The 14,026-nt window shown below is 59.3% G+C and carries 12 protein-coding genes and 2 pseudogenes; 6 read left to right on the forward strand and 8 right to left on the reverse strand.

The window, feature by feature from the left end:
- Position 1 precedes the first annotated feature (1 nt).
- From PMI07_RS16415 to PMI07_RS16425, 3 genes are read right to left on the reverse strand one after another with little or no spacing between them, the layout of a single operon-like run.
- On the reverse strand, positions 2 to 1,270 hold the full coding sequence (locus PMI07_RS16415; RefSeq protein WP_007772326.1) for a glycerate kinase: 1,269 nt from the start codon (positions 1,268 to 1,270) through the stop codon (positions 2 to 4).
- A complete protein-coding gene (locus tag PMI07_RS16420) occupies positions 1,267 to 2,361 on the reverse strand; it encodes a tartrate dehydrogenase (protein WP_007772323.1) in 1,095 nt (364 codons plus the stop codon). The genes PMI07_RS16415 and PMI07_RS16420 overlap by 4 nt, the downstream gene beginning before the upstream one ends.
- Before the next feature lie 20 nt (positions 2,362 to 2,381).
- Positions 2,382 to 3,683, reverse strand: a complete 1,302-nt coding sequence (locus PMI07_RS16425; protein ID WP_007756667.1) for an MFS transporter — start codon at positions 3,681 to 3,683, stop codon at positions 2,382 to 2,384.
- 122 nt (positions 3,684 to 3,805) lie between these two features.
- On the opposite strand from PMI07_RS16425, the gene PMI07_RS16430 reads away from it, so the two are divergent.
- Entirely contained in the window at positions 3,806 to 4,720 is a 915-nt protein-coding gene (locus tag PMI07_RS16430) for a LysR family transcriptional regulator (protein WP_007756668.1), read from the forward strand.
- Between the two features lie 100 nt (positions 4,721 to 4,820).
- On the opposite strand, the gene PMI07_RS16435 is transcribed toward PMI07_RS16430, so the two are convergent.
- From PMI07_RS16435 to PMI07_RS16445, 3 genes are all read right to left on the reverse strand, one after another.
- Complete coding sequence (locus PMI07_RS16435) at positions 4,821 to 5,240, reverse strand: type II toxin-antitoxin system VapC family toxin (protein WP_037087198.1); 420 nt, start codon at positions 5,238 to 5,240, stop codon at positions 4,821 to 4,823.
- Positions 5,237 to 5,491 carry a plasmid stabilization protein gene (locus PMI07_RS16440; protein ID WP_037087321.1) on the reverse strand — a complete coding sequence of 85 codons (255 nt, stop codon included), beginning with the start codon at positions 5,489 to 5,491 and terminating at the stop codon, positions 5,237 to 5,239. The genes PMI07_RS16435 and PMI07_RS16440 overlap by 4 nt, the downstream gene beginning before the upstream one ends.
- A 222-nt stretch (positions 5,492 to 5,713) precedes the next feature.
- On the reverse strand, positions 5,714 to 6,853 hold the full coding sequence (locus tag PMI07_RS16445; RefSeq protein ID WP_007756671.1) for an alpha/beta hydrolase: 1,140 nt from the start codon (positions 6,851 to 6,853) through the stop codon (positions 5,714 to 5,716).
- Between the two features lie 151 nt (positions 6,854 to 7,004).
- Here PMI07_RS16445 and PMI07_RS35700 point away from each other — a divergent pair.
- The 3 genes and pseudogenes from PMI07_RS35700 to PMI07_RS16460 form a co-directional block, all read left to right on the forward strand.
- A pseudogene (locus PMI07_RS35700) lies at positions 7,005 to 7,126 on the forward strand (ATP-dependent DNA ligase); the annotation flags it as partial.
- Positions 7,127 to 8,478: 1,352 nt separating this feature from the next.
- Complete coding sequence (locus tag PMI07_RS16455) at positions 8,479 to 9,387, forward strand: nucleotidyltransferase and HEPN domain-containing protein (RefSeq protein WP_007773203.1); 909 nt, start codon at positions 8,479 to 8,481, stop codon at positions 9,385 to 9,387.
- A 172-nt stretch (positions 9,388 to 9,559) separates the two neighbouring features.
- Positions 9,560 to 9,778: a hypothetical protein gene (locus PMI07_RS16460; RefSeq protein ID WP_037087200.1), complete on the forward strand. Its 219-nt coding sequence runs from the start codon at positions 9,560 to 9,562 to the stop codon at positions 9,776 to 9,778.
- 278 nt (positions 9,779 to 10,056) lie between these two features.
- Here PMI07_RS16460 and PMI07_RS16470 read toward each other — a convergent pair whose 3' ends face one another.
- Entirely contained in the window at positions 10,057 to 10,431 is a 375-nt protein-coding gene (locus PMI07_RS16470) for a hypothetical protein (RefSeq protein ID WP_037087201.1), read from the reverse strand.
- Positions 10,432 to 11,009: 578 nt separating this feature from the next.
- Here PMI07_RS16470 and PMI07_RS34970 point away from each other — a divergent pair.
- Positions 11,010 to 11,174 carry a hypothetical protein gene (locus PMI07_RS34970; protein WP_155956538.1) on the forward strand — a complete coding sequence of 55 codons (165 nt, stop codon included), beginning with the start codon at positions 11,010 to 11,012 and terminating at the stop codon, positions 11,172 to 11,174.
- Between the two features lie 238 nt (positions 11,175 to 11,412).
- Positions 11,413 to 11,589 (forward strand): annotated as a pseudogene (locus PMI07_RS35710) (ABC transporter substrate-binding protein); the annotation flags it as partial.
- Positions 11,590 to 11,699: 110 nt separating this feature from the next.
- Here PMI07_RS35710 and PMI07_RS16475 read toward each other — a convergent pair.
- Positions 11,700 to 14,003, reverse strand: coding sequence for a methyl-accepting chemotaxis protein (locus PMI07_RS16475; RefSeq protein ID WP_037087202.1), 2,304 nt, complete (start codon positions 14,001 to 14,003; stop codon positions 11,700 to 11,702).
- Positions 14,004 to 14,026 lie beyond the last annotated feature (23 nt).

Below are 14,026 nucleotides of genomic sequence, written 5' to 3' on the forward strand. Positions count from 1 at the left end.
CCTAACCTATGAGAATTGCGCGGATGTCATTGACATTCGTGAGCGTTGGGCCGGTGACCACCAGGTCGCCAACGGCCTTGAAGGCCGTGTAGCTGTCATGGGCGGCCAAGGTCGCGCGTGGATCGATGCCAGCGTCGCGCATCCGAGTGATGCTGTCCGGCGCTACCAGCGCCCCGGCTGCATCCTCTACTCCGTCGATGCCATCGGTATCGCCGGCGATCGCCCAGATGCCCACGGCGCCCCTGAGGGCGACAGCAAGACTGAGAAGGAATTCCGTGTTTCGCCCACCACGGCCTTCGGTCGTGGCGCCGAGCGAAACGGTGCCCTCACCGCCGGACAGGATAACGGCAGGTCCCGCTACAGGCAGGCCCTTGTCACGAGCCGACAGCGCAATGCCTGCCATGACACGTCCCATTTCCCGCGCTTCGCCTTCCAGGGCGTCGCCGAGGATCAGTGGACGCAGTCCGGCCTTCCGCGCGGCGGACGCCGCCGCGTCGAGCGCTATCGAGGGGGCGGCAATCAGACGAATTTCGCCGTCAACTTCCCCAGCCTTGGGCGTCTCGTTGCCTTGCGTCAGCACTGAACGCGCAGACTCGGGCAAATCAATGCCGTAGCGGGCGACGATCGCGCAGGCGTCCGCCAAAGTGGTGGGATCCGCGACCGTTGGGCCGGAGGCGATCTCCGATGGATCATCGCCCGGGACATCCGAGATGACCAGTGTCAGCAGTCTTGCCGGCCGTACAGCGCGCGCCAGGTGTCCACCCTTGATGGCGGAAAGATGCTTGCGGACGGTGTTCATCTCGGAAATCGTGGCGCCGCTGGAGAGCAGCGCCTGGTTGACCGCCTTCTTGTCGGCCAAATTCATCTTGCCGGCCGGCGAGACGAGCAATGACGATCCCCCGCCGGAGATGAGAGCCACCACGAGATCGTCCGGGCCAAGGCCCTGGACGGCAGCGAATATCTTCTCTGCAGCCTTGATGCTCATTTCATCCGGGACGGGATGGGAGGCTTCGAGGATTTCGATGCGCCCGGCCGGAACGGCGTGGCCATAGCGAGTCACCACGATGCCCGAGAGATCGACATCATGCCAGGCGGCGTCGATCGCGGCCGCCATCGCGGCCGACGCCTTGCCCGCACCCACAACGACGCAGCGACCTCTTGGGCGTTCTGGGAGATTGTTGATAACCGCAGTCTGCGGATCCGCGCTGGCAACGGCTGCGTCGAAGATTCCACGCAGCACCTGGCGAGCGGACACATCGTTCCAGGTCATTCGGCAGCAGCCATCTTCAGGATATTCGACCCTGTGATGGCGTCGCAGACGGCATCGGTGACCTGCTTCGTGTTGGCGGTGCCGCCGACGTCCGGCGTTAGGATGCCTGCTTCGGTGACACGCTCGACGGCGCTCATCAGCCGCGCAGCGGCCTCGCGTTCACCGAGATGCTCGAGCATCTGCGCGGCCGTCCAGAAGGTCGCGATCGGATTGGCAATGCCCTTGCCCGTGATATCGAAGGCGGACCCGTGGATCGGCTCGAACATCGACGGGAAACGGCGCTCCGGGTCGATGTTGGCGGTCGGCGCGACCCCGAGCGAGCCGGCAAGCGCACCGGCCAGATCCGACAGGATGTCGGCATGCAGGTTGGTCGCCACGATCGTGTCGAGCGTCTCCGGCTTCAGCGTCATGCGCACCGTCATCGCATCGACCAGCATCTTGTCCCAGGTGACGTCCGGGAATTCCTTCGACACTTCGGCCGCGATCTCGTCCCACATGACCATGCCATGACGCTGGGCGTTCGACTTGGTGACGACGGTCAGCAGCTTGCGCGGACGCGCCTGGGCCAGCTTGAAGGCATAGCGCATGATGCGGGTGACCCCGACGCGGGTGAAGATCGCCACTTCCGTGCCGACCTCTTCCGGAAGGCCGCGATGGGCGCGGCCGCCATGGCCGGAATATTCGCCTTCGGAGTTCTCCCGCACGATCACCCAGTCGAGGTCGCCCGGACCGCAATTGCGCAAGGGCGGCGTGATGCCGGGCAGGATCTTCGTCGGGCGCACATTGGCGTACTGGTCGAACCCCTGGCAGATCGGCAGGCGCAGGCCCCACAGCGTGATGTGGTCGGGAACGTCCGGAGCGCCGACCGCACCGAAAAAGATCGCGTCGAACTTCTTCAGCTTCTCCAGCCCATCGGCCGGCATCATCACGCCATGCTTCTTATAATAGTCCGAACCCCAGTCGAAGGTCTCGGAGTGGATTTTGAAGTCGCCGCTGCGCTGTTCCAGCGCCTCCAGAACCTGAAGTCCGGCGGCAATCACTTCCGGGCCGATCCCATCCGCGGGGATCGCTGCAATCTTGTATTCACGCATGTTTTTTCTCCACTTTGAGATTAACGAGTTTGGACCGGGGCAGCCTTGGCCCCGTCTTCCGGCGCGGTGCGCGACAGCACGAGCGTCACGATCGCGGATACGACCAGCAATGCGGCGACGAAGTAGAGGCCGCCCGCGAAGCTGCCGGTGACGTCCTTGATCCAGCCGATCATCGAGGGGCCAACGAAGCCACCGAGGTTGCCGATCGAATTGATGGTGGCGATACCGGCTGCGGCCGCGGGCCCGGACAGGAACAGGGTTGGCATGCTCCAGAGCGGCGGCTTTGAGCAACTGATGCCGATATTGACCAGCGTCAGCGCGACAAGCACAGTGAGGACACTTGTCGCACCCGTGGCAAATGCAAGCCCGGCGGCGGCAAGCAGACAGGCGCCGACGACATGCCAGGTCCGTTCACCGGTCTTGTCGGAATGACGTGCCCAGAGGACCATTGCAACGACCGCGAAGATGCCCGGTACCGCGTTGATGAAGCCAACCTGCAGGGATGACAGACCGAACTCCTTGATGATCTGCGGCGCCCAGATGCCGAGGGTGTAGAGGCCGGCGGATGTGCCGAAGTATACAAGTGCGAGCGCAATGACACGAATGTCGGCAAGCCCTGCCAGTATACTGTGGCTGGCCTTGCCCTTCGCGGCCTGCTCTGCGTTCATCGTCTTCACAAGCCAGTTGCGCTCATCTTCCGAGAGCCACTTGGCCTTTTCCGGACGGTCGGTCAGGTAGAAGAGGACGACGACGCCGAGGATGACCGCAGGCGTTGCTTCGATCAGGAACATCCACTGCCAGCCGGCAAGACCGAGGAAACCGTGCATTTCCATGAGCGCTCCGGAGATCGGCGAACCGAGGACGGTCGAGAGCGGTGCCGCCGCCATGAAAATTGCAGTCACGGCAGCACGCCTGCGCGCCGGAAACCAGAAGCTGAGGTAGAGAATAATGCCGGGAAAAAAGCCCGCCTCGGCGACGCCGAGAAGGAAACGCAACGCATAGAAACTGGTCGTTCCCTGTACGAACGCCATGAGACCGGACACGATCCCCCAGGTGATCATGACGCGGGCGATCCAGATGCGCGCACCCACCTTGTTGAGAATGAGATTGGACGGCACTTCGAACAGGAAGTAGCCAACGAAGAAGATGCCTGCACCGATACCGAAGACGGTCGCTGAGAAGCCGAGGTCCTGGTTCATGGTCAATGCGGCAAAACCGATGTTCACGCGATCAAGGAACGCGATGAAATAGAGCAGCATGATGAATGGCACGATGCGCAGAGTAATTTTGCGCAGGACGCGCGTCTCTAGGTCGCTGTTCATAGCGAACTCCTCCCGATGATCAGTTCGACGCACCTCCTGCGTCATCAGGAGGAAGCTATTTCGCCCTTTCCTTCCAGGCCATACTGCTCTAATTATATAATTAAATGATACAATGAGGCGCCATGGAACTGGAACAATTGAGATGCTTCGTCGCTGTTGCAGAAGAACTGCATTTCGGCCGAGCGGCGCAGAAGATGGGTCTGCTCCCGGCATCCCTGGGACGGCACGTAAGACTGCTCGAGGAATCGTTGGGCACTCGCCTTATGTCTCGGACGACGCGCAGCGTCTCTCTGACGGAAGACGGCGCTGCCCTGCTTGAGGAGGTGAGACCCCTTCTCCATCGCCTGCAGACACTCGCGGAGGAGTTCCGATCCAGGAAAACCCAGCAGTCGACCGTGCTGCGCATCGGCGCGATCGACAGTGCTGCCGCCGGTCTCATACCGGCATTGCTGCACGATTTCCGTGAGCGATGTCCAGGCATTGTCACTCAACTGGTCGAGGACAAATCCATCCGTCTCATTCCAAAATTGATTGCCGGGCGGCTGGATGTCGTCTTCATTCGGCCCCGCGACGGACTAAGTCGCAATCTGGCTGTTCGCATCCTGATCCACGAAACACCCGTGATTGCCCTGCCCGTCACGCATCCACTGGCCGCCTGCGACCGTGTCTCCGTGGATGAACTGGGAGACGAGCCCCTCATCGTGCCCGAGCGTCGCTCTCGCCCGCACAGCTACGATCTGACGATGAAACTCTTTAAGGACGCGGGGCTGCACCCGCGCATTGCGCAGATTGCCGACGAGAAGCAAACGATCGTAAACCTCGTTGCAGCAGGCATCGGGTCTGCCATCGTTCCCCGCTGGACCGCCAAACTCGCAGTATCGGGGGTGACCTTCGTTCCTCTGGCGAGCGCCGAAAATGCACCATTGCAAAAACTGCCGCTTGCTGTCGCCTGGACCAAAGCTGTTCGCGATTCCGGTCGGGACCAGTTGCTGGAACTGCTCGATAAAAACATCGCTCGCTATGCGGAGCAGGCTTAGGTATGCCCACAACCCATCGCGGCGGTAGTCTACAACCGTCAGAGACGTATAGCTCGCCTTGAAGGGATACAAACTCCCGACACCTAGATGCACACTGTCGTTATCGGGACCAGGGATTGATTACTTTCAACCCAGCAGCCTCGAACGGGCCTGTGTCGCGCGTTGCGACCGCGAGGCCGTTCGCTGCCGCTGTGGCTGCAATGTAGCCATCAGCTGTGCCGATCGCTTTCCCAGATCCTCGAGCGCGTGCCATCAGTTCGGAATAGAACTGAGAAGTCGCCAGATCGAAGGACAAGATGCGCTCGGAAAAGTGGGGCAGCACTTCGCCCTCAAGGCGGTCGCGAAGGATGGTTTGCCGTTTCCCTGAAGGCATAGCAGCGATCCCGAAGCGAAGTTCAGCAATCGTTATTGCGGAGAGGAACAGCGTTTCGATAGCTTGGGCGTCCAACCAGGCGATGACTGCCTCATCAGGAACCGGTTTCCAAGGCTCGGATATAAGGTTGGTGTCCAGCAAGATCATTCGAAGGTCATCGGTTCAGCAGGAGTCTCGTCGCGACTTTTCTGCAGGGCTTCAACGTCGCTGTCTGAAAGCTCGGCGTCGCGACCAATGGCCGTCAGCAAGGAACCGAGCTTAACACGGCCAGGAGGATGAACAGCGGCTTCGATAATGTCACGAATCTCGGCCTCGGTGCTCCGGCCGTGATGAGCCGCTCGCACCCGCAAGGCACGATGTGTTTCATCAGAAAGGTTTCGAATGGTGACTGCCGGCATTGATATCACATCCATAAAAATGATGGCTTTGATATCAAAATACACAGGATGACGCCAAATTTCAAGGAGGTTCATTAACGAGGACGAACATCCTGTCTGTTTAGATATCCCGCCTAGAAGGATTCGAACAAGCGACCTGTGCATTGGATCCACTAAACCTTTGAAACACTGGCATGCGGCATACGTCGTAATGCGATACTCAGATGATAGTGAGTAACATCGCTAATTCGAGGTTTTCTCCAGAGTATCGGTAAATTGGAAGTCCGAGCGACCGCTGTTGTCGATAAATCGTGTTCTCGCTTCGACAGAAAGAGTATTTTCGTTGAGCAGCCGGAGAATGAACCGCCTGTTGGCATAGCTCTCCACCAGCTCTGCTTCGACGGCGCGCACCTCATCCACCGCTCTCGCTTGCACGCTAGCACCGTAAACGTGGCCCTTTAATTCCGGGATCTCGCAATCTGTGGGACGGCAACTGCCCCAGATCTTCACGAGCACATCAGGACCTTCTTCCCGAACAGTCACCCGTGTAATTCCTAGAGTTTGTTCCTGGTTTTGCCACGTGCCCAGGTATGCCGCGATTGGATATGGCTTTTGCGGCCAGAACGGCCACTTCTGCTGCCAGATCCACACTGCCATCAAGGCCGCCAGCAACATGGCGAGATATTTGACCTTAAAGATTGATAAGAGAACCAGGATCGACGATGGTCGCTCAGGTTTTTCGGAACTTTCAACGACGGTCCCATCTCGTAAGAATGGTATCCAGAACTTTCTGCAAAATTTGCGATTTAAGAAGTAGCCGTGTTTGGCACGATTGTGCCAACGATCACGAATAAGCGGTTTTCGAAAGCCATAGGTCCCAGCGGACCCGTAACCGACTGTTACGCTTTCAGCTATTGCTGGCCATATGTCACGTGTACCGACCTCGTTCAAAATCGGTTTGGTAAACTGGTTTTGAAGTCTCTTGAAAGGGTAACGATAGCGGATGACGCTTCCGCAAAAGATCACTCGGTGAAAAACGGCATCGAAGTTTTGCAGAATGAGCCGGGCTATCACATATGTTCCAAAGCTGTGTGCGATGACCGAAATATCGGCATCGCGGTGGTTCTGCCGAATTGTTTTAATGTCCTCCCAAACCTCGGAGATAGCTTGCCGCCTGAAGATTGTTGAAGGCTCCAAGAACGCGAGCAGGTTGAACCGTTCATAGTTCGAAAGTTCAACCTTGAATCCAGCGTCTTCCAGCTCAGCTCGAATATCGTTCTGCCAGAGCGCATAGTCTCGAATTCCGTGGACGAGTATGACGACATGGTCGCGCTTAAGGGGCACCACCGGCGTCTGAGTATTTATCGACTCCGAGCTTTCCATCGCCACCACGTAAACATCATATATGCGGTTGGGTTTGCTGAAGAATGCACGACTTCTGATCGATTGCTAGTCTACAGGACGGGAATGTTCGTTCCGGGTAAATCTGGACCAAGTGAGCAAATCTCGGCTCGAGTGACACCCACGCCGGTCGGGGATCCCGAACCTCATCCGCGGCGTCCATGAGTGGACGCACCGGTTTCCGGCGATCGTAGAGGCCGTCGGGCGCTAGGGCCAGCGACGATGATCATCGATGGCAAGGCTATCGTGCTCGATATTGGTCTTGATGGGAATCGAACCGCCAGCTCTGTTAATCCCAGCGGCGGAGTCAAGCGGTCGCGGTCGGAGATGCACGGCTTAGCGTACATCGGATCACCAGTTTGCCTTTTCGACAGGACTCTATGAAAGTGACCTCGACGCCCACTGGAAATAAGCTGGGGAAAGCAATTGGAGGCCATTGCTGCCAACGTCCGTGCCGATCACCATGAGACATTCAGTCATTGGAACATTGTCGCATGCGCGTATTTGCCCCGTCTCTCTCAAGAGCACACCTTGAGCGCCTTCTTTTTGCACCGGACGACGCGCAGAGATGCCAGGGGTCCACGGACGGTTACGGTCGGTCGGAACCCCTCCTGGTCGCCACTGCAAGTGGCGCGACGGTTCAAAACGGTCAAGTCATGTCAGTTGCAGGGAGGCTGCCCATCGTGGAAGCAAACTAAGAAACGACAACGTCGTCAAATTCCACCGGCCGAAACTGCCACGAAACCCCAGCGCCATCCTGCGCAGACGGCGCGTTGGCGCGCGGTGGACCGGTCTGCAAGTCCGAGCGGCGGCCTAGCGCCAGTGGGGTGGCCTCGACGCCTGCTGCACGGAAGCGATGATGGGACTGCGCCATCGCTTCGGGCAGGGATCGCAACCAGATGCGCCGCGGTGGTGAGGCCGGCCTGGCGCAGGATCGACCCCGCCAACAGTCGGCCAAGCCAAGGCGCATGCTACAGGGCGGCCAACTCTTTCCAGGCGTCGAGGGCGACGATCACCTGCAGCACCGCCGGCAGATTCCCGCCTGCCGCAATACCGCTCGCGAATCCTGCAGCTGCTCGTCCTCGTCCCAATCGAGCTCATAGACCAGCGGATCCCTTTCCCGGGCCCGAGCCGGGCCGGGCATCTTTGCCTGTTCAACGGCCGCTTCTGAGCGGGCCAGCGCAGCATCGATGGCGGCAAACTCGCCGCCTAGCGGGCTGGCGCCGTCATCACCGTCCTCAACTCCCTGCTCCGACCGACGCGGGATCCGGCTCCGGGCTTTCCGCTCCAGCTGCACCGTCGGGGACAGACGCATCGGCCGCCGCCGTAGGCGAAGGCTGCGCAGACCGTCACGGCTCAGCGCCCAGCCGGGAGGCTGCCCGGCTGGACGCCGTCAGGCTTTCAAAACGTCGGGCGATGGTGAGCTCGTGCGTCGGGGTGTGGATATCGCGTGTGGCGCCTTGGAGGACCGCTTCAGGGAGCTTGGACGAACGGACCGGAACTCGATATGCCACCTGTCGTCAACCTGAAAGACCCTCACTGAGGCCAGGGTCGGACTACCAGAACTGCCAGTGGACGGTGCAGGATCTTTCGCCTATCGATTGCTCATGAAATCGTCGATCGATCATATACCGCTGCGCAAACAACGCGAGCTCGGCAGGGTTCTGGAAATCCTGCACGAGGAGTTCGAGGACGCGCTGAAAGAGGGCACGGCCGACTTCAAGAAGCGCGGCCGGATCCTGAAGATCATCCTGTTCGGCTCCTATGCCAAGGGCGGATGGGTCGACGAGCCGTTCACCATGAAGGGTTATCGGTCGGACTTCGATCTGCTGATCATCGTCAACGACCGCAGACTCTGCGAGTTTGCCGAGTACTGGTACAAGGCTGCCGACCGGCTGATCCACGACAAGTCGATCGAGACACCGGTGAGCTTCATCGTCCATTCCAGGCGCGAGGTGAACACCTACCTGAAGGAGGGGCAGTACTTCTTCTCAGATATCCGCAAGGAGGGCATCGTCCTCTACGAACTGGATGATGAGCCGCTTGCTGAACCGCAGGCACTCTTGCCGTCGGATCGGTTGCGTGTTGCTCAGGAACACTTTGATCACCGGTTTAGTACGGCTTCAAAGTACCTAAAGGGTTCGAGGTTTTACCTCGATGAGAAAGATCTCAACGAAGCCGCGTTCGTTATGCATCAGTCGCTCGAGCAGGCGTATTCCTGCGTCCTCCTTACGCTCACGAATTACGGCCCGCCCTCGCACAACATTAAGTTTCTGCGCTCTCTCGCCGAAGAACAGGACCGGCGGCTGGCCGAGGCCTTTCCGCGCGATCACCACCGAGAGCGCGCCTGGTTCAATACATTGAACGAAGCCTACGTGAAGGCGCGGTATTCAAAGCACTACGAGATCAGCGAGGAGGCGCTCTCGTGGCTGGGAGAGCGAACCACGCTGCTTCTCGAGTTGGTCAAAGACGTATGTACACAGCACCTTAAAATGCTTGAGCGGAAAAGCGATTAGCGAATTCTATCATTCGGCAATGGACGGTCAGAACCCGTCCCCTTGGATCCTGTTTTTACAAAAACGCTCAGTCTCAAATTCCCCAGTAGCGGGCATCGGCATAGCCATACCCCGCCGCCCGCCATCGGGGCGACAATCTTGACTCTCATTCAGAGGGTGCAATGCTGAGGACATGAGTCCTGATCGCTTCAACGAATGCCTGCGCCACGTCCGCTGGACGCCCATCAACCTCGCATCTGCGTTGCAATGCGATCTGTCATGGATCGAGGCGCTGGAGGCAGGTAATGAAGAGGTGCCGGCTGGCCTCGCGGCCTGGCTGGAAACGAATGCCCAGGCACATGAAGCCCTCCCACCCCCAACCACCTATCGGGGACAGAGGGCAAAACTCTGATGCCTAAAACCCAACACCGCTACGACATCCGCAAGGACGGAGAATTCACGTGGGAGATATTCGACACCACGACGGGGCGGACTGTTATCATAGAGGGAAAGCCCTACTGTGACCTCCCTTTGGACAGCGCTGACACCTTGGTGGACTTCATGAACTCGGTTGAAATGGTCCCCGATGAGGACACACTGCATTGAGTTTGACTACCGACTTCATCGTCGAATTGATTCGCGCCGGAATGAGATTGAAAAAACTGACGGCATCCGAGAAAAATCGGCTCCTTAGATCGCGCCGCAATCATTCGTGACATCCAAGGGCAAGTCGGCATCCCAGCCACCCGCACAAGGGGTGACGCTGTCGTAGAGCTTCAAGTGGTGGCAGCGTCCGCCCCGTTTGGCAGGAGGACGAACGAACAAGTCAAGGCCGTACTGCTCAACGCCGCGGCAATGATACGGGATTTGCATATCGTGCTGGATACGAAGACGGTAATCAGATCGGCGAGCATATTGGGTCATAGCATCGTAGGCATTGCCGTTTTGCGTGCAGAGGGCAGCGGCAGATCTGATTTGGCTCGATGCACCCGCTGGCAATCCGGGGCCATCTTCTCCGCTGAAGGAGACGATGATGCCGGCAGCATCAAATTCGTCGGCCGACAATGTTCAACCGCTTCCGCTGAGATCAACCGGCTTAATCTGTGGTAGCGCACAATCATAAGATGAGCTAATATGGCAACGCTAACAGACTGTTGAAGGTCCGGACGGGAAGAACGGCCGGGCCTTCTTTTTTCCAACCTCGTTGTTTTGCGTGAGGTCAGGGGCTCGCGCCCTGGCGGACCAGCGCGGGCCTACTGTTTTCCAAAAGAACATCCCGCGCCGCGGTATTGGTGGGATTTGCTCAAGAGGAGCTGACCATATTAAAGTGCAAAACTTGCCGAGATACTGTCTGGGTCTGCGAGGCTCATCCCAACAAACCATTCACCGGAACACATTGCTGCGGTTGTGGTACCACCGGCATGCCCTGCCCGCACTGCTCGCCCGACCGCCTATGGGACAGACCGCCTGATCTCACCGGGGTATTCCGATCCGTTGCCCAGGTTGCCGGCAACAAGGCGAATTGACTGCCGCACTTCAGGTCGACGCGGTGAAAAGCTGTTAACCGTTAGGACGCAGGGACCCCTCCCGATCGGAACGGCCGTATTCGGCTCGCGTTGGTGCCCCGTAAATTGGAGGGGGTTATGGATCTGTGGTGTTTTTGGGGAGCCGTCTTGCTGCAGCTTTGGTTTGGTTTTCGCCTGATCCGCGACAATTTCCATGGCCGAAGATCCGATGCGCCGCTTGCCGGGAAGGCGGTCCCCTCTATTTCGCATCCAGTATGGGAGCAGGAAATCGTACCGGAATGAACCCAGAAGCCGCCGCATCGCACCATTTTTCACAACTACGCGTGCCGTCGGTCGAGGAAGGCAAAGCTATTCTTCCGCGGCTTTAGGACGGCGCGGATCTCTGTCAACGATCAGCTGATCGCGCTCTAGCTCTTGAGCAAGATTTGTATGCGGCACTGGCGCGTCGTTGCTGTGAGCTTCAGCAGAAATGCCTTATCACCGTCTTCGTCTTGAAAAGAACTGAACCTGCGACCGGTCGGTTGTGCAAGCAGCTAAGGGCACGCAAATTGCCAGCCCGCGCGGACCGGTGACGATCGATGCAGAATCCGGCGAGATCGTCCAGAACATCTACATGCGCAAGGTCGAGCGGATCGATCACGAACTCTACAATAGCGAGTTCAAGGCCTACGAGGCGGTGAAGGATCCCGCTCGGTGAGAGGCAGAGATTTGCAACCATCTAGAAAAAAGGGCGGCACAAGCCGCTCTTTTTGGCTCCGGCGCACCGTGCTTCTCAAGAGAATGCACGGAAGCACCCAAACGGTCTCCTCAGAATTCCTGCCAGTCATCCGTTGCCTGTGCGACGGCTGTGTTGCCGCGCGAGACCGGCCGACGGGAGATCGCCGGACGGCTCGGTGCGGCAACGACCGGGCGAGCCTGTGTTGCCGGTACCGGGGCTCGCATGCGGGCGGCGGTGTCGTGCAGCTGGCTTGATGCGCCGGCACCGCCGAACTGGAACTGCGAAAGAAGATCGCTGAGCTTGGCGCTTTCCTGTGCAAGACCCGCACCGGCCGCATTCATTTCCTCGACCATCGCGGCGTTCTGCTGGGTCGACTGGTCCATGTGGTTGACGGCGGTGTTGACCTGCGCAAGGCCGACCGACTGTTCCTGCGCTGCCGTGGCGATTGCATCCATATGCGACGTCACCGTCTGGACAAGCTGTTCGATGGCCGAAAGCCCCTCGCCCGTATCGCTGACCAGCTTGACGCCTTCGGAGACGGCAACCGCCGAGTTCGAGATCAGGCCCTTGATTTCCTTCGCAGCGTTTGCGGAACGCTGCGCCAGTTCGCGAACTTCCTGGGCGACGACCGCAAAACCCTTGCCGGCTTCCCCAGCACGAGCTGCCTCGACACCGGCATTCAATGCCAGAAGATTGGTCTGGAAGGCGATTTCGTCGATCACGCCGATGATCTGGCCGATCTGCTGCGAGGACTTTTCGATCCGTTCCATCGCGGCGACAGTATTGCGGACCACCTCGCCCGACTGGTCGGCACGGGTGCGGGCATCGCGCACCACGTCACGAGCTTCGGCCGTGCGCTTCGAGGTGGCGACCACGTTCGAGGTGATCTCCTCCAGCGCTGCCGCGGTCTCTTCGAGCGATGCGGCCTGCTGTTCGGTGCGCTTGGAGAGATTGTCGGAGGCGTCGGATATTTCCTTCGAGCCGCTGTTGACCGTCGAGACCGAGTTGCCGACGCTCAAGAGCGCATCGCGCAGCTGACGGACCGAGGTGTTGAAGTCGTGCCGCAGGCCTTCGAACTGCGGCGCCAGGGCATCGTGCAACTCGCACTGCATGTCGCCTGCGGCAAGCCGACGAAGTTTGGTGGCCAGTGCGCCAGTCGCTTGGGTCAGGCGGGCTTCGGCTTCCGCCTCGGTCACCTGCTGCAGCTCGATCCGCTCGGCTTCCGAACGGCGGCGGGTCGCATCTGCTTCCGCCTCGAGCTGATGGTTGCGGATGGCCGCTTCGCGGAACACTTCCACGGAACGGGCCATGTCGCCGATGCCGTCCTTCCGGTCCGCATAGGGGATCGCCTCTTCCGTATCTCCTGCCGCAAGGCTCGACATCCGTTCGCCGATCCGGCGGATCGACTTGGACAACAGGCGCGCGATCGCGACCGACAGGCCAATCGCCGCGATGACGAAAGCACCGAGTACCGTCAGCGTAGTCACCACCGAGGAATAGGCGTCCTCAAGTTTCGACACGGCATTGGCGTGGACGGAGCCTGCAGTATCGACCAGCAACTGACCGACGAAATCGCGGCGTTCCGCCATCGTTTTCGTCCATGTGTTGAGATCGGCGGGCGCCGGGGTATAGGCGGTATTCTTCGACATATCGTCGATCTTCTGCTGAAGCCCGCGCCCTGCAGGAGACTGCATGAAGGAATTCAGCCGCGACACAACTGCAGGGTCGACGAACTCACGCACGAGCTGGCCATAGATGCGGATCTGGGTCGTTGCGGCACCGAGGCGCGCGAACTCCTCAAGCGACAATGTCCCGTTCTTGACATATTGCATGCCGATCCGGTTCAGGACCAGATAACCTTCGTTGAACTGCAGAAATGCGTTATAGCCTGTAACGCCCTGCTGCAGGTCACGATCTTCCATGATGTTGCCTGCACGCGCCGTAACCTGGATCGATGCTGCGGAAATCGGCTGCATGTAGAGGAGCGGCGTCATCGCATCGATCGGGCCGGCGTCCACCTTGGAGCGAAATTCGGCGAGTTTTGCATATTGCTCGTCCAGGCCACGCTTGATACCCGACAGTATCTGATCGTCGTAACCCGCCGCAATAACGTCGCCATAGCTTGCCACGATCGCCTTATAGGCAGCATCTGTCTTCTGGCGCATCTGCGGACGCTGATCCGGCGAGGATGCACTTTCAACCGGCAGGGCGAGCATGAGCTGTCCGCCTGCTCCGGCCAGACGCTCCAGCGCTGCTGCGCCGCTCAGTTTCTGGTAGTTGCTGTACTCGTCCCGGATGACGATCGCACCAAGCACTGCAACAGCCGCCAACGGCACGATCGCAAGGACCGTCAAAAGCGCGCGAAAAGAAAGAGACCACAACAATCTGGCCATGCAACCCCCCGAAAGAAACTCAC

Origin of the sequence: Rhizobium sp. CF080, assembly GCF_000282095.2 — a bacterium.
In the GTDB taxonomy this organism is placed as follows: Bacteria; Pseudomonadota; Alphaproteobacteria; order Rhizobiales; family Rhizobiaceae; genus Neorhizobium.